The organism is Litchfieldella xinjiangensis (assembly GCF_000759345.1).
GTDB lineage: Bacteria > Pseudomonadota > Gammaproteobacteria > Pseudomonadales > Halomonadaceae > Litchfieldella_A > Litchfieldella_A xinjiangensis.
Window position 1 is genome coordinate 1,249,259 of sequence record NZ_JPZL01000001.1, and the last position, 21,072, is coordinate 1,270,330.

A 21,072-nucleotide genomic window follows, 5' to 3' on the forward strand; every position below is an offset into this window, starting at 1 on the left:
CCGCAAAAACGGCGATGCGGAGCCAGACCATGTTCAATGTCGATGCCGCTGCCTTTGAAGTCAACGGCAGGCCCTTGCTGCAACCCACCGATCTGACGATCGATGAAGGCCGCGTGCATGGCCTGATCGGTCACAACGGCTCGGGTAAGTCGACATTGATCAAGCTGTTGGCCCAGCAGCAGCCACCCAGCCATGGCGAGATTCGCTTCGACGATCGGGCCTTGTCGGCCTGGGGCAATCGTGAGTTCGCTCGCCAGGTCGCCTATCTTCCCCAGCATCTTCCCAGTGCCGAAAACCTGACCGGGCGCGAGCTCATCGGCTTCGGCCGCTACCCCTGGCACGGCCTGCTGGGCCGGCATACCCAGCAGGACCGCGACCAGATCGAGCGCGCCATTGCCCTGACCCATACCCAGCCCTTCGCCGATCGGCTGGTCGATACGTTGTCAGGTGGGGAGCGTCAACGCGTATGGCTCGCCATGCTGATCGCCCAGGGCAGCCGTTTCCTGCTGCTCGACGAACCGTTGGCCGCCCTGGATATCGCCCACCAGGTCGAGGTGCTGGCCCTGATTCGCCAGTTGTCCCGTGAGCTGGGGCTCGGCGTAGTGATCGTGCTTCACGACGTGAACATGGCAGCAAGGTATTGCGACCAGTTGGTGGCCCTGCATAGCGGGCGTGTCCTGGCACGCGGCACCCCCACTGAAATGATGCAAGACGCCACCCTGGAAGCCATCTATGGCATTCCGATGCAGGTCATGACACCCCCCGGGAGCGCCCACCCCATTGCCGTGGTGGCTTGATGAAGCCAGGCGTCATTCGTTGCTTGCATCGACTTGCCTTGGGCTGCTTCGTCACCTGCCTGGGATTCCTGTTGGCTCAGCCGGTTACCGCGAGCGATACCGACCGACCCCCGCTCGATATCGTCACCCTCGATTGGACCCTGGCGGAAACGCTGGTCGCGCTCGGCGTGATGCCCCAGGGGGTGGCGCAGATCGACGCCTATCACGAATGGGTCGCCGAACCGAGGTTGGCGCCCGAGGTGCATGACCTGGGCCTGCGCACGCAACCCAACCTTGAACTGCTGGCCAGCCTCGACCCGGATCGTATCCTGCTTTCGCCGATGTTTGCCAACCTGACGCCTCGCCTGTCTCGCATCGCCCCGGTCGAAAGTTTCTCGCTGTATACCCCCGATGAAGACACCTGGGAGCAGATGCTAGCCCTGACGCGCCAAGTCGCGTCGCTAGTCGACCGGGAGCGCGAGGGAGAGCATCTCATCGAAGCGTCCCAAGCCCTCTTCGATGATCTGCGAAGCCAGCTCGCAGACGACCAGCCCCCCCTGCTCGTCGTCCAGTTCATGGATGCACGCCACGTTCGCGTCTTTGGCGACAATGGCCTGTTCCAGGCCGTACTCGAGCGTCTAGCGCTGGAAAACGCATGGACTGGCGTCACTAACGCCTGGGGCTTCTCGCTGGTCGGCCTCGATGCGCTCGTCGATATTGATGCCCGACTGGTCGTGGTCGAGCCTTTGCCGGTGGGCGTCGAGTCACAGCTGGCCGAAAGCGGCCTATGGCGCCATCTACCCAGCGTACAGGACGATTCGGTCGTCTACCTGCCGCCGACCTGGAGCTTTGGCGCCCTGCCTTCGGCCCAGCGGTTCGCAAAGACGCTGGTCGAGGCGCTGGAGGCTAGCCATGCTCGCTGAGCGCGTGAGATTCACCCCGGGACGCGTCTGCCTCTTCCTCGCCCTGCCGCTGCTCGGCCTGGTGCTGTTCGCGCTCCAGGCGCAGCAAGGCATCGTCGAGGGTGTCCTGGCGGCCTTCGAGGCGTCTTCCAGCCAGGCTTCGAAGAGCCTGTTGCTCCACTACAGCTGGTGGCCGCGCCTGGCCATGTCGCTTCTGGCCGGGGGTGGCCTGGCCCTGGCCGGCGTGCTCATGCAACAGGTGTTGCGCAACCCGATCGCCGCCCCGACGACGCTGGGTGTCGCCAGCGGTGCCAATCTGGCCTTGATGGCGGCTACCCTCATGGCCCCCGGGCTTCTGGTATTGGGGCGCGAGTGGGTGGCCCTGGCCGGCGGGGGCCTGGCCATGGGGCTGGTGTTCCTGCTGGCGTGGCGACGTGGCCTGGCACCGATGGTCGTGGTGCTTGCCGGGTTGGTAGTCAATCTCTACTTCGGCGCGCTGGCCATGGTGCTGTTGCTGTTTCATCAGGAGGCCCTCAAGGGCTTGCTGATCTGGGGGGCCGGCTCACTCTCGCAGAACGGCTGGGACGACGTAGTCTATCTGCTGCCCCGCCTGGCCCTTTCTGCCCTGGCAGCCTGGCTGCTGCTGCGCCCCCTGACGATCCTCGAACTCGACGATGCCAGCGCACGCAGCCTGGGGATCTCGCTCAAGCACTTGCGCCTGGCCGGGCTGGGCCTGGCCGTTTTCATTACAGGCTGTGTGGTCAGCGTGGTCGGGATCATCGGCTTCATCGGGCTGGCCGCGCCCAATATCGTTCGTCTGGCCGGCGCACGCCGCCTCGGTCAGCGTGTGGTCTGGTCGACCCTGCTCGGTGCGCTATTGCTGGCCACCACGGATCAGTTCCTGCAACGCTTCAGCGGCGCCCTGCCGACCCTGATTCCTACCGGGGCGACTACCGCGGCCCTCGGCGCACCGCTCTTGTTGTGGCTGATTCCTCGACTGCGCCTGGCGGGTGGGCAGCCCCCGGGCGGTGCCACCGGTAGCTTCGGGCGACGTCATCCCGCGCCAGGGCGCCTGGCGACTGGTCTGGCGCTGGGCCTGTTCGTCATGATCCTGGTCGCCCTGCTGCTCGGCCAGGGTGCGGCAGGCTGGCAGTGGCTAAGCCCCGGTGATTGGGACGTGATGGAATGGCGCTTGCCGCGCATGCTGGCAGCGGCCGGCAGCGGGATCATGTTGGCGATTGCCGGTACGCTGATCCAGCGACTCACATCCAACCCCATGGCCAGCCCTGAAATCCTGGGCATCAGCGGGGGCAGCGCCATCGCCCTGATCGCCGCCATTTTCCTGGTGCCCTCGCCCGGTAACCTGACACTGGTTGCTGCCGGCACACTGGGCGCCCTCATCACCCTTTGCGTGTTGATCGTTCTCAACCGGCGCAGCGGGTATCTGCCGGAACGGTTGCTGTTGACCGGGGTGGCGATGACCGCCCTGTTCGATGCCGTGCGCAGTTACGTCCTCGCCGGGGGCGATCCCCGCGGGCAGCAAGTGATCGCCTGGCTATCGGGCTCCACCTACTACGTCGACCTGAGTAGCGCCCTGGTGGTCATCGTTGTCGCAGTGTGCCTCGCGCTAGCCACCCGCCCCTTCGCCCGTTGGTTGGATATCCTCCCGCTGGGCGCGCCTACCGCCCGCTCACTCGGCATCGGCGTGGACCGCTCGCGCCTTGCCCTGCTGGGCCTGGTCGCCCTGCTCACCGCCTGTGCCACGCTCGTGGTCGGCCCGCTCTCCTTCGTGGGCCTGCTCGCGCCGCACATGGCACGCCTGATGGGCTTTTCGCGCGCTGGCGCTCATCTGCTCGGCGCCTCACTGGTGGGGGCCGTCCTCATGGTCACCGCCGACTGGTTGGGGCGGCAACTTCTGTTTCCCCAGGAGATTCCTGCCGGACTGGTCGCATCGCTATTGGGTGGCGCCTACTTCATGTGGGGGCTGCGCCGCCTCTAACCACAGTTTTGTGGTACCTTTTTTTTCTCCCCCTGGCTAACTTATATTAGGGCCTCTCGGCAAGTACTGACAAAACTTTAACCCCGATCACCGCATATTACATGCCGGTTATCGTGGCACACCTGATGTAACCCTTCCCCTATAGTCGCCTCGTCCTGTCAGCCAAGCGCCAGTCAGGGACGACACTCGGGCAACGAATGCCCACCCGCACTGAATTGAGCCTCTCTGCTCTCCCTCCTTGCGTGCTTCGCCTTATCTGCAGTCGACATTGTGCGGGTCCGAGCATGAGCCCGGGCCTACTCCCTACGCTAGACCGACGGGTAGCCCAATGCGTCCTTATATCGATGCCACTCTCAGCAGCCAATGGAATGGCGGCTTCGTGATGGAAATCTTCATCACCAACAAGGGAACCGAGACCATCACTGACTACCAGGTGGATTTCACGCTGCCCGGTACGATCACCGACATGTGGGATAGCATCGTCAGCGCTCACACGGGCGATCGTTACACAGTCATTGATGACGACAGTCAGAACGACATCGCCCCGGGCGAAACCGTACGCTTCAAGTTCAAGGTGCAGACCGAAAACGGTGAACTGCCGTCGGCCTTCACCGTCAATGGCGTAGAACCGGAATTCTCCCCCGAAGCGAGCAGCCTGTTTCAGGTTTCCCAATCCGAGAGCGAACCGACGCTTGAGGGCGAGCCGGTAGAGGTAAGCGAACCGACAGTTCAGGAAGAGACCGCTGTCGTTGAAGAGGCGCCTGCCGAAACCGCATTTGTCGATAGTACCAGCACCAGCACCGCCCCGACGGTAGAAGCGGAAAACGTCATCAACGTGGCGGCCGGTACCAGCAGCAGTGACCTGCAAAAGCTGATCGACAGCGCGCCCGATGGCAGCGTGCTGAAACTGGCAGCGGGTAATTACCGCTTCGATAGCAACATTACTATCGAGCGCTCGGATATCACAATTGTCGGCGCCGGCCGCGGCGAGACCATCATCACGTTTACCGACAAGGCGCTCTCGCTGGGCGATCAGAACGGCTTCCTGGTCGAGGGCGCCGGAACCGCCTCGGCTGGGCTATTGCTCAAGGATACTGCCGAAGGCAGCCACGAGCTGGCCCTATCTTCGGGCCATGGCCTCAAGGTCGGCGACACCGTACGTATCTGGCAGGACAACACCCAGGAATATTTCGACGAGATCGGTGACACCTCCTGGCAGAAGCTGAATGCACCGCTGCGTACCAGCATGGCCAATGTCGTCTCGGTGGAAGGCGGCAAGGTCACGCTCGACCGTGGGGTTCATTTCGATTTCGACGGTGGCGAGACCCATGTACAGCGCATCGATGTGCTGGAGAACGTGACGCTTCAAGGCTTCACGGTCGACTACGAACTCGGCACGCCCGACAACGCCGTTTTCAGTAACACCCTCTCGAAGCTGACCGATTACCAGGCGATCAAGCTCAACGGCACCGTGGATGCGCTGGTCAAGGATATCGAGGTGCTCAATGGCCCCTCAACGGCCTTCGAATTCGCGCTCTCGCTCGACCTGCATGCCGATGCCCTCGGTGCGCATGGCGCCTTCAACAAGGGTGCCGGTGGCAATGGCTACGCCTTCGAACTGCGCGAAAGCTATGACGGCGCGCTGACCAATCTCGAAGACTCCGGCATGCGCCACAGCGTCCTGTTTGCTTCATGGCGCTCGTCGGTAGGCAACGATGTGCATGTACTCTCCACCGATCGTGACATTAACTTCCACGGTGGCCAGGATCACGACAATACCGTTCACGTCGAACAGTCGATCCGTGATGCCGATGCCGACGGCATGTCCACCACCCTGTGGTACAACAACGGCGGCGTGAGTTATGGCGCCATCACCGAAGCCGGGGCCAACCACACGACTTTCGATTATGTGGTCGGTTCACGCCGCAACGATATCGTTCAGGGTACCGATAACGGTGTCTACCTGGACGGCGCGCTGGGCCATGACACGCTGTATGGCGGTGCCGGAGACGACATCCTGCGCGGCGGCCTGGGTACGGACAGTCTGATTGGTGGTGACGGCTTCGATACCGCACACCTGGAACAGAACTACAGCGCCTACAAGATTCGCTTCAATGACGATGGTAGCGTCTATCTTGACGGCAGCAGCGACGACAACACCCTGATCGGCATGGAGCAAGCCATCTTCGCCGACGGCACCGTGCTGGATATCGCTTCGCGCAAGACCACCCAAGGCTCGGCGCCCAGCGTGCCTACGCCCCAGGAGATTCTCGCCGACGGTGAGCAAGAGCAGGAAGAGACAGTCATCGCACCCAGCGAGCCGGTGATCCAGCCGGCGCCGGAGCCGATCGCAGAAGTCGAGCCGGTCCTTGTATCCGAGCCGGTAACCGAGCCCGAACTGGTACTGGAACCAGTGACGACCGAGCCTAGCGAAGCGCTCGAGCCTGTGGCCGAGACGGTAGTCGCCGAGCCCGAGCTTGTGATTATCGAGCCCGAGCTCGTGGTCATCGAACCTGAACTCGTTGTCGTCGAGCCCGAGCTTGTGGTCATCGAGCCTGAGGCTGAGGTAACCGAGCCGGTCGCGGTCAGTGAACCCGCGACAGCCATCGAAGCCGGTGCCATGGAAGTCAGCCTGGCCATGGTCAATCGCTGGGATGGTGGTTACGTGATGCGCGTCGAGATCACCAACCACTCGGACAGCGACATCGCCAACCCCGAGATCGCGTTCAGCGTGCCGTCGGACGTCACCCAGTTCTACGGCGCCACCTTGCTGTCTCAAACAGGCGATCAGTATCGTGTCAGCTACGATGGCAGCGACGCACTGAAGGCCGGCGGCATCATGCGCTTCTCCTTCAAGGCCTATGCCCCGACCAGCGAGGCACCGACGGCCCTGGCGCTGAACGGAACGACGCTGACCTTCGATCCTTCGGCCCTAGTCGCCGGTGAAGCAGCCGACACCTCGCTTCTCGATGCCATGGAGCCAAGCGTAAGCGCTGCCGACGTGCTCGAAGTCACCAGCAATGTCTCCAGTGCCTGGTCGACCGGTTATGTCACTGAAGTCTTCGTGACCAATACCTCAGACGTGGCAGTCAATGCCCCTTCGGTCAACTTCACGCTGCCCGGCACCATCACCGATTTGTGGAATGGCGCGTATGTGAAGGGCGAGAATGGCTACACCGTCGATGCAGCCAATGGCGGCAAGGTGCTGGATCCGGGTGAAGTGTGGCGCTTCTCGTACAAGGTGCAGGACGGCAGCCATGCCCTGCCCGACAACCTGGTCGCCACCGGTGAGTTGGACGGTGTCGTCGAAAGCGACGACAGTGGCCTGCTGGGCAGCGATGACAGCGATTCCCTCTACGGCACCGAAGGCAGCGATACGCTCTATGGTGGCCTGGGCGGCGATATGCTGAGCGGCGGCGACGGCGCAGATACCTTCGTGCTGCTCTCGACCTTCGAATCCACCGCGTTCGACAGCGACATCATCGTCGACTTCGACCAACTGGGAGGCGATCAGATCGACCTGTCGGCCATCGATGCCGACCTGGCCAGCGACGGCGACCAGGCCTTTGCCTGGGTAGGCAATGCGGCCTTCACAGGCACGGCCGGTGAGCTTCGTAGCGAAGGGAGCCTGGTGCAGGGGGACATCAATGGGGATGGGGTCGTCGACCTTCAGATCGACGTGGTGGGTGTCGATACCCTGCGCGCCGAGGACTTCATGCTCTGATCGCGTAACCTGTCGATAGGCGTTAAATAGATCGCCCGGCCAATTGGCCGGGCGGTTTCGTTACGGCTGGAGACTTACCAGCGGTAGCTAAGGCTACCGATTACGCTACGGGATTCGCCGTAGTAGCACCATCCAGTGTCGCAACTTGCCACATAATCTTCGTCAGTAACGTTGTTTACGTTGATTTGGGCTCGCCAGTTATTGGCAAAATCATAACTTGCCATTGCATCAAGCAAAGTAAAATCGTTGACCTTTACATCTCCATCTACACTTTCGCCCACGTAGCGCACACCCGCGCCCAGCTTCAGCCCAGCAACAGTCCCTTGGGTAAAGGCATAATCTAGCCATGTAGACGCCATATGCCGGGGGATTAATGAAGCGCGCTGATCTCGAATTTCTTCTGACTGATCAATTCGAGCATCAGTATAGGTGTAGGCTGCAGTCAACTGAAGTTCGTCTGTAACATACCCCACCGCTTCTAGCTCCAGCCCCGTGGAACTTCTCTCTGCTATTTGACTCTGGGTAAACGTATACCCATAAATTGAGTTCTCTTCACTCAAATCAAAAACTGAAGCTGCAACATAACCATCCCAATCTAGCGGCGCATATTTTACCCCTACCTCCCACTGCTTTCCTTTTCGTGGTTCATATAGCCCATCCGCGCCAAAACTTGTTAAAGCTTCGAATGATTCTGTGTAGCTAAGATAAGGTGATATTCCGTTTTCGGCAAGATACATGACACCGCCAGAAAAGGATACTTCTGAGTCATTACGATGTCCTTCTTGTTGAACAGAGCCAGTACTTACATTATCCGTAGAAACCTTGTCGTAGCGCGCACTACCCAGTAGCACCCATTTATCATCGATGCGAAGCTGATCTTGAACGTACACGCCGAATTGCTCTTTTTTTATCTCACGATACGCTAACTGACCATCTGTCACCCTAGTGTAATTGCCATACGAAGGGGAAAACATATCAATGGTACCATAAGCGAAATCATCATACTCTTCACCCTTATTTTTTAGGTCCTGATAATCCAGTCCTAATAACAGGGTGTTTTCAAGCCGGTCTGTATTCCAATTACCGACAAACCTGTTATCAGTTGTCCAGGTCTCTGTCTTGCCATCTCTGTAAGCCAAGCCGCGATTCGTCTCTCTCGGAAGATCGCCAGAGCTTCTAAATGAATAAATACTAATGAGATCAAGCTCCATCTCACTATAACGCAGAGAATGCTCAAGCCGCCACGTGTCATCGATGTAATGATCTAACTCATAGCCTAGTGATGCTTGGGTTCGCTCATTCCGCTCATAGCCAGGCTCCCCCAAATTCGTTGATCTATCGATTTCCCCGAATGGTGTACTTTCTACAGTCCCATAAATAGGTTTAAACGGATTTGTAGGAATCCCATCATCTCTTTGAAAACTAGCTAACAAGGTAAGCATTGTATCTTCATTGACATCAAATTCTAAACTGGGAGCCAAATAATAACGATCATTATAAGTATGATCCAAATCACCATCGCGTTCTTTATAGGTCCCCACGAAGCGATAGCGTACATCTCCCGACTCCGTCAATGGTCCAGACGTATCGATACCCACCTGACGGTGGTCACGGTTGCCCGCCTGGATATCGAATCGCCCTTGTTGTTCCTCAGTTGGACGTTTGCTGATGGCATTGATCATCCCGCCGGGAGGGGCTTCACCGTAGAGAATAGAAGATGGGCCCTTGAAGACTTCGACGCTTTCCAGCCCATATGGCTCGGGGGTCGAGTAATAATACCCCTCTTGATAAAGGCGAAGCCCATCTTGATAGGTCGATTGATCGAACCCTCGAACCTTGAACCAGTTCGTATCGTTATCCGACCCATAATGGCCCGACAACACGCCAGACCGATAGCGAAACGTCTCATCTAGCTGCTGCACGTTGCGCTCGTCGAGCTCTTCTCGGTTGACGGTCGAGACGGGACGTGGGGTTTCGACCAGCGGCGCATCCACCTTCAACGCCGTCCCCACCACCACCATGGTGTCGGATTCGACCGCCTCATCCTGGCCCGTATCCTGCGCCAGCACGAGGCTGGGGGCGGCCAACATCAGGCCGGTGAGCGACAGGCCCATGGCCTGGCGAATGGCGGTGGCTAGCGGGTGCGGGATACGGCGGGCGGGTGAGTGGGCCATGATGGGATCTCGGTTGATGCACGGGAATGCGGAACCTATTGGCCATCATGATAAAAGTTATCATTTACAGAAACAATGGAACCTTTCTCATTATCCGAAAACACTCCTTCTCGTTTGACTCACTCCGAGCCAACGCGGGCCACCGCATCGCGACTCGCCCCCTCGCGTTGGGCACCGGTGAGCTCGCTCAGTTGCCCTTGGCGCATTTCAAGCAGGCGATCCGCGTGCGCAAAGTAGCTATCGTCATGGCTGATCGCAAAGACCGTCGTGCCCATCTCGCGTAGGTGGGGCAACAGGTCGCGGTAGAATAGGCGGCGAAACTGGGGATCCTGGTCGGCGGCCCATTCGTCGAGCAACAGGATGTCGCGGGATTCGGCAATGGCCAGCAGCAGTGCCAGGCGCTTACGCTGCCCCTGGGAAAGATGCGGATTGGTGACCCGGTCCCCGGCGAACTGAAGCTTGTGCTGCATCTGCAGCCGCTCGAGCCAGGTCTCGACCAGCATGGGATCGGGCGCGTCGCCATTCGGCCCCATGAGCCGGTCGAATTGGTGGAAGTCGGTGAAGACGCTGGCAAAGCGCGCCCGGTAAGCGCCCCATTCCGCCGGGGTCAGGGCGCGTCCGTCGACCCGGATCTCACCCTCGAGGGGGCGGTAGAGCCCGGACAGCAGCCGCGCCAGGGTCGACTTGCCGCTTCCATTGCCCCCAATCAGGAAGACCTGCTCTCCGCGTACCAGTGTCAGGTCGATCGGCCCGACGACGAAGCCCTCCCCGGCTTCGCCTGACGCATAGCGGTACGTGACGCCCCGCAGCTCGATCTGTCGCCAGTCAGCCAAGGCATCGTCTACTTCAAAGCCCGCCTGGTACTCGGTCAGCTCGAGACTGTTGAGCTTGTCGAAGGCGACCTGGGCGTTGATCAGTGTCGGCCAGGCACCGACGGCTTGGATCAATGGCGTGCGCAGGAACAGCAGGGTCAAGGCAAAGGTCGCGGCCACCGAGGCACTGGCCCACCCCAGCCCGTTGGCCAGGAAGAACGCCACGCCAATGGCGCCCAGCATCATGATGTTGGCCCAATTGTTGACACTCAGGTGATAGGTATCGGCACGGATGATGTGATAGCGATAGTCACGCGCATCGGTGTCGTAGACCTCATCGAAAAGATGACGGGCCCGATCGCGATTGAGCGCCAGTTCCTTGCGGCCCTCGATCACCGATTGGAAATCCTGATATAACCGATCTTCACTCTCGCGGACCTGATGGAAATGGCTATAGACGCGGGAAACCAGTAGCCAACCCACGCCCATGGTAAAGGCGATCCAGACCGCGGTGACGGCAAGCAGGGATGGCGACAGCCAGGCGAGGTAAGCCACGGCCGCCAGGGTCAGTACCACCCCCTGGACCAGCTCCGGCAGGCGCACGAAGGCGATGGTGATATTGCGGACGTCGCTCGAGAGGCTGGCCAGCAGCGTGGCACTGCCCAGCTGTTCGAGGCGTTCGATGTCGGTATCGAGGATGCGCTTGACCAACCGGGCCCGTAAGCCATAGACGAAGTGATGCCCCAGCAGGGTCAATGCCAGTTGTGCGCCCAGCGTCACGAGAAGCAGCAGCGCGAGCAGTCCGATGAACTGCGGCAAGGTCGATAGGGGACTGCCGGTTTCGATCAGTCGCTGGTTGATGAAGGCGATCACGCCGACCCCCAGCACCGCACTCGCCAGGCTCAACGCCATGACGGCGATGAATGGCCAGCGATAGTGACGAAAGACGACGCGCAGCAGTTCCATGTGAAATCCTGGCCGGGAAAAGGGCGGTTAGTGTGACGCACACGCCCTTTATCGACAAGAATTCCTATTTACGTTCGCGCTTTCCGCCGTGCCCTGTCCTTCTGCTTCACGCATTTCGCAGTCGGTTGCCCAGACAGAACCCCAGCAGACCCAGCAAGGTGATGCCCGCGGTGACCTCCAGCGTGGTGGCCCATTGCAGCCAGCGCCAAGGCACCTCGGCATTCAGCGAGGCGGTCATGGCCTGCGCGCTGAAAAGCAACGCATCGCTGAAACGCAGCCAGAGCGAATCGCCAGGCTGCCCTGTGACGCCAGTCATGTAATAGAGCAGCGCAAAGCCCAGCATGACCACGACCGAGGTGGCCAGCACTCGCAACGGGCTCTCGCCGTAGTCGGCGACCCATTGGGCCAGGCTGCCAGCGAGCCACCGCAGCGTTCCCAGGAACAGCCCGGGCGGCGTCACTTCAGCCTGCCCACGACCTTCCTGATTCCCCTGGTGCCGCTCTTCACGACGCCGGCGCCACACATTGTCGGGCCGGACGGCCTGGGTTTCGAGTCGACGCGCCCGGCAATAGGCCCAACCGGCATCCCGGGTCGCGCCTGTCGAGGCCCAGTGCGCCGAGAGCGACCGATATATCGCCGCCGCCTCGAGGTGGCGTCTTGCCAGGTGCAGCGGGATCCTGGCCGGATCGTCCCCCCGGCCCATGCGTGCCAGCCCGGCATGATATCGCGCAAAGGTCGCGGCACGCTCCTGCACCAGTCCCGGACAATCCCCCGCCGCGATGACACGCCGTGGCAGCGCGACGCCATCGAACTGGGGCAGGTTCAGTGACGAGTCGTTCAGGTCGGCGGACTCGAAGACGGTGCCGGGCCCCAGTCGGGCACGGTAGAGATCGCAGCCATTGAGCGAGGCGCGCTTGAAGGAGGTCCGCTCGATATCGGTATAGCGCATGTCGCAGTCCTCGAAGCGGGCCTCCTGGCATTTAACGTCCCGCCAACAGGTATGAATGAAGCTGCAACGGATCAACCGGGCCCGGCGGAAATCGAACCCTTCGATGGGCGTCGCGTTCTGCCCATGCCCAAACGCAACGTCGAGAATGTCGCAACCGGACAGGTCGACGCAATCGCCCGGTGCCCTGGCGTCGACGCGAGCCTGGACCGCCTCTTGGGTCAGCACCGCCCTTGCTCCGACGAAGGCGCTCATCCCTGCAAGCCGAAATGCTGACGCGCCACCCGGGCGACAGCGGCCGGATCGCCGTCGCTCAGGGTGGCCAGCGGTGTGGGTAGCGCCACGCCTTCGGGCACCGGGGTGCCACGATCGAGCAGTATCGCGGGGATGCCCAGCCGGCCGGCACCCAGAACGTCGTCGTAGGGGTTGTCCCCCACATAGACAACATCAGCCGGCGCCACTTCGAGCGCGGCCAACGCCGCCCGGAACAGGGCCGGGTGGGGCTTGCAAGCCAACACGTCGGAACTGAACACGACGTGCTCGAAGCGATCCCAGAGCCCAAGCATCTTCAGTTCCGGCTCGGTGTAGGCACGCTGTGTGTTGGACGCAACGGCCAGGCGAAACCCCCGGCAGGCGTCGAGCATCTCGAACGTCCCGGGCCAGACATCGATGTGGCGTGTGGTCACCTGGCGATAGACCAGGGCCAACTCGGGCACCAGCGTCTCCCGGCGTGAAGCCTCGACACCGAACCCTGCCAGCACGGCATCCCAGACCGTTCGCACGTCCACATCGGGTGGCTCCCCCGCTGCCCCAGCCATCTGGTGCGCATTGACGTCCCGGTAGCAACGTTCGAGTGCCTGCGGCGTCACCTGGACCAGGCGATATTTCAGCCACTGCGCAAGATGGATGAAGGTCCCCTCGTCGACGTGATCCCCATCGAAGCTCACCAGGGTCTTGAACACGTCGAAGAGAAGCACGGGGGCTTCGCGTTGGGTTTCTGTCTGAATCATGCGGCGGCTTCCGGTTCGGTCGGCTCGTAGTGTATCCGAACGAAACCGTATGGGAACCTCGATGCATTTCACATGTGGCGCTCGAGTGTAGACAATAGCCTACCCTTGCCATCTTCAGGACCGCCCATGCTTGCCGAACTCTTTGCCGTAATGGCGCCTGTCTTCGTCGGGGCCAGCCTCGGTTTCCTGTGGATTCGCACAGGCCATGATTATCCGGTGGAGTTCGTCACCAAGCTGGTCTTCAACATCGGCACCCCCTCGCTGATCCTGGCCTCGCTATCCGGCGCCGAGGTCGACGCCGGCAGCTTCAGTCGCACCATGCTGGGCACCTTGCTGGTATTGGTGGGCATGGCCGCGCTGACCTTCCTCGTCGCCCCGTTGCTGCGCAAGGATTGGCGCGTCCTGCTCTCACCGATGATGTACCCCAATACCGGTAACATGGGGCTTCCCGTGGTGCTCTATGCCTTCGGCAGCGCCGGGTTCGCCTTCGCCATCGCGGTCATGGTCACGGTCTCGCTGATGCAGTTCACGTTCGGCACCATGATGTCCAGCCGCAGCGGCCGGCCGCTGCGGGCCTTGGTGCGCACACCGAATATCTACGCGATCCTCATCGCCCTGACGATCCTGCTCACCGATACCACCCTGCCGTTATGGCTGAACAATACCCTGGATCTCATGTCCGGCTTTACCGTGCCGCTGATGCTGATCACGCTGGGAGTATCGCTGGGCAGTATCCAGGTACGCAACTTACGCTCCGGGGTCAGCTTCAGCCTGATCCGTACCCTGGCGGCGGCGCTGCTGGCGTCGGCCATCGGCTACCTGCTCGAGCTGCCTCCGCTGGCACATAGCATCCTGGTACTGCAGATGAGCATGCCGATCGCGGTGTTCAACTACCTGTTCGCCCAACGTGCCAAGCGCGAGCCGGCCTATGTCGCCAGCCTGGTGTTCTGCTCGACCCTGCTGTCGTTTCTCTACCTTCCGATACTGCTGGCGTACTTCATGTAATCCTTGCGCTATGCTCATTGGATGAGCCGACGATCGAGGAAATGCGCATCGCCATGCGACACACGCTGACACGCCGTGCACTGCTTCGCCTGATCGGCCTGGCGGGCCTGGGAACCCTGCTGACGGGTACCCTGGCCATGCGCTTGCCCGAAGGGCACTCGACACGTGACACCTCAAAGCGCGATTCGAACGATGAGAGACTGGTCGTGAGCGGTTGGCTTTTAAATACCCAAGACCGCTGATGGAGATTCCCTTCGCCTCGCTTGGCAAACCCGGCGATAGCGTCGATGTCTGTGTGATCGGCACGGGGGCGGCGGGACTACCGATCGCTGCCCGTTTGGCCGAGCGCGGCCATCGTGTCGTGCTCTGCGAAGGCGGCGATATTGAATTCAGCGAGCGCTCCCAGTCGCTTTACCGTGGCACGGTCGTGGGCGGTGCCTATGTGCCGCTGGATACCGCCAGGCTGCGTTACCTGGGAGGCTCGACGAACCATTGGGGCGGCGTGTGTCGCCCTCTCGACCCTTACGACTTCGCTGCGAAACCCGCCACCGCCGAGACGCGCTGGCCCATCGAGCATAGCGAGCTGGTTCCATACTACGGCGAGGCGGCACAGATTCTCGATGTGCTGCCCATTGGCCCGGATAGCGAATTGCCCGGCTCCGGCTTGAGGCGCATTCATTTCTCCATTGGCGAGTCGGTTCACACCCGAACACGTTACGCCTCGACGATTAGGGATTCCCCGCGGCTCGCTTTCTGCTCGGCCGCCAACCTAATGGGTCTTGAGACCCGGGACGGCCGGATTACCTCGGCTCGCTTCACGAACTACGAAGGGGGCGTACGTGACGTACATGCACGTTTCTACGTCTTGGCCTGCGGGGGGATAGAAAACTCCCGATTGTTGTTATGGTCCAACCGGCAAAGCGGCGGCCGCCTGATTCGCAACGCCGATACGTTGGGGCGTTACTGGATGGATCATCCCCATGCATCGATCGGCCAGGCCCTGCTCTTCGACCCTGCCCCGCTGGGCCTGGATAGGGCCTATGACGCGTTCTTTGCGCCCACGCCACACGCCATGATCGCCAGGAACATACTCAACTGCGGCCTGCGGCTCCATACCATGGGGCCCGAGCAGAATCTGGCGCTGACTGAGGACTTGACAAGCCTGTCGCCTAGTCTCAAGCAGCGGATCCAGACGATGCAGGCCAGCGGTGTGGCACCCAAGGGAATCATCCTGCGCGCGGCCTGGGAACAGGAGCCGCGTCGCGAGAACCGCATCGAGCTCGACGACACCCGTTTGGACAGCCTCGGCATGCCCCGGTGTCGGCTGAGTTGGGGGTACTCTTCACTGGATGTGCGCACCCTGCGCGAGAGCGTGTTGATGCTGGGTGATTACCTCCGCCAGACGGATATCGGCCGCTTGAAGCTTGCCGATTGGCTGACCCAGGAGCCGATCCTTCCGCCAGACACCGGCGAGTTGGTAGGACGCCACCACATGGGCGGCACGCGCATGGCCGCGAGTGCAAGCCAGGGTATCGTTGACCTCGACTGTCGTGTTTTCGATCAGGATAACCTGTATATCGGCGGTTCCAGTGTCTTTCCCGGCTGCGGCCATGCCAACCCGACCCTGACCATCGTGCAGTTGGCCATGCGTATGGCCGATCATCTCGATGCCCGGCTGCTGCGGCAGACCATCGTATAGCGAGCCCGCTCGCCATCACCCTCTGCTAGCTTTGTAAGACCTTAGCTCCATGGAGATTCTCATGACCGTTCGCAGCGCCTTGCTTTCCCCTAGCCCCCTCATCGCCCTGGCCATGGGCACCGTGCTGCTTGGCGAGGCCGCCGTAGCCAGCGACGTCGTGCAGGAGCGTATCGAGACCCAACACCATGCACTACGCCTCGTGCGTCTCGCCGATGGCCTGGCCCATCCGTGGGCGGTGGCCGCATTACCCGATGAACGCTTCCTGGTGACCGAACGCGACAATGGCATGGCCCTTGTCGAGAACGGTGAAATCCGTCGGCTCGATGGCCTGCCGGAATTCTCCAATCATGGCCAGGGCGGCATGCTCGATGTAGTGCTCCACCCTCAATTCGGTGATGGCGCCAATGATTGGATCTACTTCACGTTCTCGAAACCGGGCGAGGGCGATGACACGGCCAGCGCCCTGGCTCGGGCGCGGTTGGAAGGCAATAGCCTGACCGATCTAGAGGAACTCTTCGTTCAGGATCGTTTCTCGCAGCCCGGCCGGCATTATGGCTCGCGCCTTGCCTGGCACGCCGATGGCAGCTTGATGATGAGCATCGGCGACCGCGGGGCCGAACCGCCCCGCGCTCAAGACAAGCAGGACCATGCCGGTAGCGTGCTGCGTCTCACCGAGACTGGCGAAGCACACTCGGACAACCCCTTTATCGATGACCCGGCAGGGCTCGACGAGATTTATTCGATCGGCAATCGCAACATCCAAGGCATGACGGTGACTCAGGATGACAGCGTCTGGGCCAGCGAACATGGCCCTCGCACCGGGGACGAGCTCAATCGCATCGAAGCCGGCGTGAATTATGGTTGGCCCGTGGTCACCCTCGGCAACGACTACGCCACCAACGAGCCATTTGGCGAGAAATCCCGCCCCGGCATGCGCGATCCGGTGCTGGTGTTCGAAGGTCGATACGCACCATCGGGGCTGGCCGTCGTCAGCAGTGACCTCTTCCCTGAGTGGAGCGGCGACTTGCTGGCCGGTGGACTGGGCAGCGAAAAACTGGCTCGCATCGCGATTGACGGCGATACCGCGCAAGTCGAGGAGCTACTGCTCGAAGGCGAAATCGGAAGAATCCGCGACGTGAGACAAGGGCCCGATGGCACTATCTATCTCCTCAATGATGAGGCGAAAGGCGGGCTGTATCGTCTTGAGCGGGCTGAATGAAGTGCGTATACAAAAACATCGCCCCCGATAGTATCGGGGGCGAATGACTCACATTACAGTGAGTAGATCGTGATCCTTGCGGATCGATAGCAGTCGCTTAGTTGGACGGCATGGACTGGCTATCTTCACCGAAACCTTCCTCGGCTTCGTCATCCTTCATCGGATCGTTGACCGGATCGGTTTCAGGTACGGCATTGTCGGGGTCAGGCACATTACCTTGGGTAGTGTTGCCAGTCCCGGTGGTGCCAGCTGCACCGCCAGTAGTACCGCTCGTGGTTCCTTCATTCATCTGGGTGCCCGGAGACGTGCTGTTCTGGGTACCTGATGTAGAGGAATTGGATTCCATCTCTTCGGTGTTCGGGCCAAATTCCGGTGCATTGTTTGGTGCAGTCGGATCATTGACAGGATCGGTCTGGGGGATCGCTTCATCGGTCTTCTGCTCGACCGGCCCTTTTGCCCCTTCTCCTTCAGTAGCAAAGGTCAGCGGGCTGGCCACCAGGCCAAATGAAACGCCGATAATACCTACTGTTTTGAGAAATTCCTTGGACATCATGCTTGCACCTCCTAGGTACGCTTCCGACACTATGGTCTGAATGTTACGAGGAGTTTGTCCTTCCTCCTCGTTACTGCGTTCACTTTGACCATGGCAGCTATGAGCCGCATCGTCAAAGTCGTCTTGCTCGGTTACTGCGTGTTCTGCTCGTTTTCCTGCTCTTCTTCGTCCGACGGGCTGCTCTCAGCTTGAGCCGTCTCTTGTGTCTGAGCGGACATCTCATTTTGTGAGCTTGCGCTGCTCTGAGTATTGCTGCCCTGAGAGGCCGAGCCATTCTGCTGAATGTCGCTCGAATCGGTTGTCGCCTCACCGCTCATACCGGTATTGGCAGACTGCGACGCCTGATTCTGTTCGTCATTGATAGGTGCGCCTTCTTCACTGGTGGCACCTTCCTGAATGACTGGATCTTCCTGCATGGCCGCATTGTCTTGCGTGGTCTCTTCCACGGCAGACTGCTCACCCTGGGCAGGCATCTCTTCTTCATCGTCACCACAACCCGCCAAGGCGATCGTGCCAAGGCCCAATGCAGTGACCGATGCCAAAGTCAGCAGCCGTTGATGCAACGTGCGTCGTACTTTCATGGGCGAATGCCTCCTTGCCAGTTCGCTTTCCTCCAAAACGTAGCAGACCCTTTTCCAAACCCCAAAAAATATCCAGTATTTATTTGAAACAACGACTTACACAAAAAAATACAAAACTGAACGCTTGCGAACTCAAGCGGCAATGCCGAAAGGCGCGCCCACATTATGGTGGAGTATGTCAGCGTATCGAAACGCGCGGAGATGGCTTGCCAAAGGCAACGAAACGGACTCGATGACTTTGGCAAACCTCGAATTCTCAATTAGGGTTAACTGGGAAAGGATGCCAAATCAGGTCAAAAAGGAGTCATCTCATGCGTAAGACACCTCTGGCTCTCAGCATCACCCTCATTTCCGCAGGACTTGCGGGCGGGCAGGCCATGGCGCAGCAGCAATCCAAGGAGAGCGAACCACAAGGGCTCTATTCCGCGGAAGACATCATCGATGCTGACGTCTATATGGCCGACAACCCCGACGAAGAGGTCGGTGAAGTCGAAGACATCCTGCTCGATGACAATATGCGGGTTCAGGCCCTGGTGATCGAAAGTGGCGCAACGCTTGGCCTTGGCGGCCGCGAAATCGTTCTGGACAACGACAGCTATCGCCTTGAGACCTCACAAGAGAGTGACGGCGATACCGAACACCGTGTCCTGGTCAACTCGTCTGCAGAAGAGCTGGGCGACATGCCCGAATATAACGAGAACTGGTGGAACCAGGCACGCCAGCAGGCGCGTGAGGCCTGGGAGGCGACGCGTGAAGGTGCACAAAGCGCCTGGCAGTCGACCCGCGAAGGCGCTGCCAACGTCGCCGACAGCATCAGCGACAGTATCGAGAACGGCAGTAACTAACTGGCCTCGCTACGCCACTTCTGGACCCACCCCTGCGGTGGGTCCTTTGCGTTAATACGACGGTTTCTGGTAATCCCTGTGTAAATCGTCACACTAACAAGGCATGCAGCCGTTAGGTGAACAACCCGTACCCTCGATTGGGTGCGCATAATAGAGATCATTCAAACACTAAAATAGGGAGAACTTCGTGGAAACAGGGCCTAATCCCGACCGTTCCCGGACGCCTTCTGCAGACTCCGAGGGAGTCCCTGCCCCGGAAGGACCGGCTAACCTGATCGACACGGATTACGTGATCGGTCAGGACAATCTCACCACCCGCAAATTCGGTGTGAACCTTGACCTGCACGGCAAGGTCTTCTCGATTTCTGCGTTGGTCGTGGTGTTCTTCGTCTTCATCACGCTTGCCTTGCAGGACGATGTCGAACCACTATTCAGCGGAATGAGGGATTGGCTAACCGCCAACCTGGATTGGTTCTTCCTGCTGTCCGCCAATATTTTCGTGCTCCTCAGCCTGGTCCTGATCTTCACGCCACTGGGCAAGGTGAGAATAGGCGGCATGGACGCTACCCCGGATTACTCGTATTCCGGGTGGTTCGCGATGTTGTTCGCGGCCGGCATGGGCATCGGGCTGATGTTCTACGGCGTGTCCGAGCCCATTTCCCACTTCACCACCTCGTTGGGAGGAATCAGCACCGAAGGGGGAGCGAGAACCGACTGGGCACCGCTGGGGGGTGCCGAAGGTGACGCAACCGGCGCCATGCGCCTGGGTATGGCGGCGACCATCTACCATTGGGGTCTGCACCCTTGGGGTATCTATGCCATCGTGGCGTTGGCGCTAGCCCTGTTCTCATATAACAAGGGCTTGCCGCTGACCATGCGCTCGGTCTTCTATCCCATCCTGGGTGAGCGCATCTGGGGCTGGCCGGGCCATGTCATCGATATCCTGGCGGTCTTCGCCACCCTGTTCGGGCTCGCCACCTCGCTAGGGCTGGGGGCATCGCAAGCCTCGGCAGGCCTGGGTTATCTATTCGGTATTCCCGACTCCAACGTGACCATGGTTCTGTTGATCACTGCGATTACGGGCGTGGCGATATTGTCGATTCTCGCCGGCGTCGACAAAGGCGTTCAACGCCTCTCACAGATCAACATGATCCTGGCCTTCCTCCTGCTACTGTTCGTGATCGTGGTCGGCCCTACGCTGCTCATCGCCACGGGCTTTTTCCAGAACCTGGGCGCCTATCTCTCGTACCTGCCTGCGCTGGCCAACCCCTTCGGCCGTGAGGATGCCAACTTCACCCAGGGGTGGACCGCGTTCTACTGGGCCTGGTGGATCAGCTGGTCGCCGTTCGTGGGCATGTTCATCGCTCGGGTCAGCCGTGGCCGTAGCGTACGCGAGTTCCTGATCGCCGTACTGCTGGTGCCTTCATTGGTCTCGGTGCTGTGGATGACAGCATTCGGTGGTACAGCCATCGATCAGATCATCAGTGAAGATTTCCAGGGCGTGGCAGACGCCGCACTGGAACTGCAACTGTTCGCCATGCTCGGCCAGCTGCCGTTGACTGCCATTACCTCGTTCATGGGGATCGTGCTGGTCATCGTGTTCTTCATCACCTCATCGGATTCGGGCTCGCTGGTCATCGATACCATCACTGCCGGCGGCAAGGTCGATGCCCCCAAGCCGCAACGTGTGTTCTGGGCGGTGATCGAAGGCGTCATCGCGATTGCGCTGTTGCTGGGTGGCGGGCTGACCGCGCTTCAGGCCATGGCCGTCTCCACTGGCTTGCCGTTTACCCTGGTCCTGCTTGCTAGCTGCTATGCCATCGTTCAGGGGTTGCGCAGCGAACCGCGCAGTTGATGAAGG

16 protein-coding genes are annotated in these 21,072 nt (G+C 60.4%); 10 read left to right on the forward strand and 6 right to left on the reverse strand.

Features of this window, described 5'->3' with window-relative positions; genetic code table 11:
- The first annotated feature begins 29 nt into the window (after nt 1-29).
- The 4 genes from JH15_RS05790 (at nt 30) to JH15_RS17475 (ending at nt 7,401) form a co-directional block, all read left to right on the forward strand.
- Nucleotides 30-797, forward strand: coding sequence for an ATP-binding cassette domain-containing protein (locus tag JH15_RS05790; protein ID WP_043527863.1), 768 nt, complete (start codon nt 30-32; stop codon nt 795-797).
- A complete protein-coding gene (locus tag JH15_RS05795; RefSeq protein ID WP_052383914.1) occupies nt 797-1,699 on the forward strand; it encodes an iron-siderophore ABC transporter substrate-binding protein in 903 nt (300 codons plus the stop codon). The genes JH15_RS05790 and JH15_RS05795 overlap by 1 nt, the downstream gene beginning before the upstream one ends.
- A complete protein-coding gene (gene fhuB, locus JH15_RS05800) occupies nt 1,689-3,677 on the forward strand; it encodes a Fe(3+)-hydroxamate ABC transporter permease FhuB (RefSeq protein ID WP_043527865.1) in 1,989 nt (662 codons plus the stop codon). Before JH15_RS05795 ends, fhuB begins: the two co-directional genes overlap by 11 nt.
- 328 nt (nt 3,678-4,005) lie before the next feature.
- Nucleotides 4,006-7,401 carry a cellulose binding domain-containing protein gene (locus tag JH15_RS17475; RefSeq protein WP_052383915.1) on the forward strand — a complete coding sequence of 1,132 codons (3,396 nt, stop codon included), beginning with the start codon at nt 4,006-4,008 and terminating at the stop codon, nt 7,399-7,401.
- A 74-nt stretch (nt 7,402-7,475) separates the two neighbouring features.
- On the opposite strand, the gene JH15_RS05815 is transcribed toward JH15_RS17475, so the two are convergent.
- The 4 genes from JH15_RS05815 to JH15_RS05830 form a co-directional block, all read right to left on the reverse strand.
- Nucleotides 7,476-9,575 carry a TonB-dependent siderophore receptor gene (locus JH15_RS05815; protein ID WP_043527867.1) on the reverse strand — a complete coding sequence of 700 codons (2,100 nt, stop codon included), beginning with the start codon at nt 9,573-9,575 and terminating at the stop codon, nt 7,476-7,478.
- A 119-nt stretch (nt 9,576-9,694) separates the two neighbouring features.
- On the reverse strand, nt 9,695-11,353 hold the full coding sequence (locus JH15_RS05820) for a multidrug ABC transporter permease/ATP-binding protein (protein WP_043527869.1): 1,659 nt from the start codon (nt 11,351-11,353) through the stop codon (nt 9,695-9,697).
- A 106-nt stretch (nt 11,354-11,459) separates the two neighbouring features.
- Entirely contained in the window at nt 11,460-12,527 is a 1,068-nt protein-coding gene (locus tag JH15_RS05825) for a pentapeptide repeat-containing protein (protein ID WP_043527871.1), read from the reverse strand.
- Between the two features lie 23 nt (nt 12,528-12,550).
- Nucleotides 12,551-13,309 (reverse strand): HAD family hydrolase, encoded by a 759-nt coding sequence (locus JH15_RS05830; RefSeq protein ID WP_043527873.1) that lies wholly within the window; start codon nt 13,307-13,309, stop codon nt 12,551-12,553.
- 126 nt (nt 13,310-13,435) lie between these two features.
- Here JH15_RS05830 and JH15_RS05835 point away from each other — a divergent pair, with 126 nt between their 5' ends.
- The 4 genes from JH15_RS05835 to JH15_RS05850 all read left to right on the forward strand — a co-directional run bounded on the left by JH15_RS05835 (nt 13,436) and on the right by JH15_RS05850 (nt 17,232).
- Nucleotides 13,436-14,314, forward strand: coding sequence for an AEC family transporter (locus JH15_RS05835; RefSeq protein WP_043527875.1), 879 nt, complete (start codon nt 13,436-13,438; stop codon nt 14,312-14,314).
- 53 nt (nt 14,315-14,367) lie between these two features.
- Nucleotides 14,368-14,556, forward strand: coding sequence for a hypothetical protein (locus tag JH15_RS05840; protein ID WP_156105253.1), 189 nt, complete (start codon nt 14,368-14,370; stop codon nt 14,554-14,556).
- Nucleotides 14,556-16,013: an FAD-dependent oxidoreductase gene (locus JH15_RS05845; protein ID WP_043527879.1), complete on the forward strand. Its 1,458-nt coding sequence runs from the start codon at nt 14,556-14,558 to the stop codon at nt 16,011-16,013. The genes JH15_RS05840 and JH15_RS05845 overlap by 1 nt, the downstream gene beginning before the upstream one ends.
- Before the next feature lie 61 nt (nt 16,014-16,074).
- Complete coding sequence (locus JH15_RS05850; RefSeq protein WP_043527881.1) at nt 16,075-17,232, forward strand: PQQ-dependent sugar dehydrogenase; 1,158 nt, start codon at nt 16,075-16,077, stop codon at nt 17,230-17,232.
- A 97-nt stretch (nt 17,233-17,329) separates the two neighbouring features.
- Here JH15_RS05850 and JH15_RS05855 read toward each other — a convergent pair whose 3' ends face one another.
- A complete protein-coding gene (locus JH15_RS05855; RefSeq protein ID WP_043527882.1) occupies nt 17,330-17,785 on the reverse strand; it encodes a hypothetical protein in 456 nt (151 codons plus the stop codon).
- A gap of 131 nt (nt 17,786-17,916) precedes the next feature.
- Entirely contained in the window at nt 17,917-18,366 is a 450-nt protein-coding gene (locus JH15_RS05860; RefSeq protein WP_043527883.1) for a hypothetical protein, read from the reverse strand.
- Between the two features lie 311 nt (nt 18,367-18,677).
- Between JH15_RS05860 and JH15_RS05865 the strand changes: the two genes are divergently transcribed.
- Complete coding sequence (locus JH15_RS05865) at nt 18,678-19,211, forward strand: PRC-barrel domain-containing protein (protein ID WP_043527884.1); 534 nt, start codon at nt 18,678-18,680, stop codon at nt 19,209-19,211.
- Nucleotides 19,212-19,398: 187 nt separating this feature from the next.
- Nucleotides 19,399-21,066: a BCCT family transporter gene (locus JH15_RS05870; RefSeq protein WP_043527886.1), complete on the forward strand. Its 1,668-nt coding sequence runs from the start codon at nt 19,399-19,401 to the stop codon at nt 21,064-21,066.
- The last annotated feature ends 6 nt before the right edge of the window (nt 21,067-21,072 follow it).

Excerpts from the sequence above, each read along its gene's own strand:
- JH15_RS05850 (WP_043527881.1), top strand. The coding sequence starts at position 16,075 with ATGACCGTTCGCAGCGCCTTGCTTTCCCCTAGCCCCCTCATCGCCCTG.
- JH15_RS05845 (WP_043527879.1), top strand. The coding sequence starts at position 14,556 with ATGGAGATTCCCTTCGCCTCGCTTGGCAAACCCGGCGATAGCGTCGAT.
- JH15_RS05830 (WP_043527873.1), bottom strand. The coding sequence starts at position 13,309 with ATGATTCAGACAGAAACCCAACGCGAAGCCCCCGTGCTTCTCTTCGAC.
- JH15_RS05860 (WP_043527883.1), bottom strand. The coding sequence starts at position 18,366 with ATGAAAGTACGACGCACGTTGCATCAACGGCTGCTGACTTTGGCATCG.
- JH15_RS05795 (WP_052383914.1), top strand. The coding sequence starts at position 797 with ATGAAGCCAGGCGTCATTCGTTGCTTGCATCGACTTGCCTTGGGCTGC.
- JH15_RS05865 (WP_043527884.1), top strand. The coding sequence starts at position 18,678 with ATGCGTAAGACACCTCTGGCTCTCAGCATCACCCTCATTTCCGCAGGA.
- fhuB (WP_043527865.1), top strand. The coding sequence starts at position 1,689 with ATGCTCGCTGAGCGCGTGAGATTCACCCCGGGACGCGTCTGCCTCTTC.
- JH15_RS05835 (WP_043527875.1), top strand. The coding sequence starts at position 13,436 with ATGCTTGCCGAACTCTTTGCCGTAATGGCGCCTGTCTTCGTCGGGGCC.
- JH15_RS05815 (WP_043527867.1), bottom strand. The coding sequence starts at position 9,575 with ATGGCCCACTCACCCGCCCGCCGTATCCCGCACCCGCTAGCCACCGCC.
- JH15_RS17475 (WP_052383915.1), top strand. The coding sequence starts at position 4,006 with ATGCGTCCTTATATCGATGCCACTCTCAGCAGCCAATGGAATGGCGGC.
- JH15_RS05790 (WP_043527863.1), top strand. The coding sequence starts at position 30 with ATGTTCAATGTCGATGCCGCTGCCTTTGAAGTCAACGGCAGGCCCTTG.
- JH15_RS05820 (WP_043527869.1), bottom strand. The coding sequence starts at position 11,353 with ATGGAACTGCTGCGCGTCGTCTTTCGTCACTATCGCTGGCCATTCATC.
- JH15_RS05855 (WP_043527882.1), bottom strand. The coding sequence starts at position 17,785 with ATGATGTCCAAGGAATTTCTCAAAACAGTAGGTATTATCGGCGTTTCA.
- JH15_RS05840 (WP_156105253.1), top strand. The coding sequence starts at position 14,368 with ATGCGACACACGCTGACACGCCGTGCACTGCTTCGCCTGATCGGCCTG.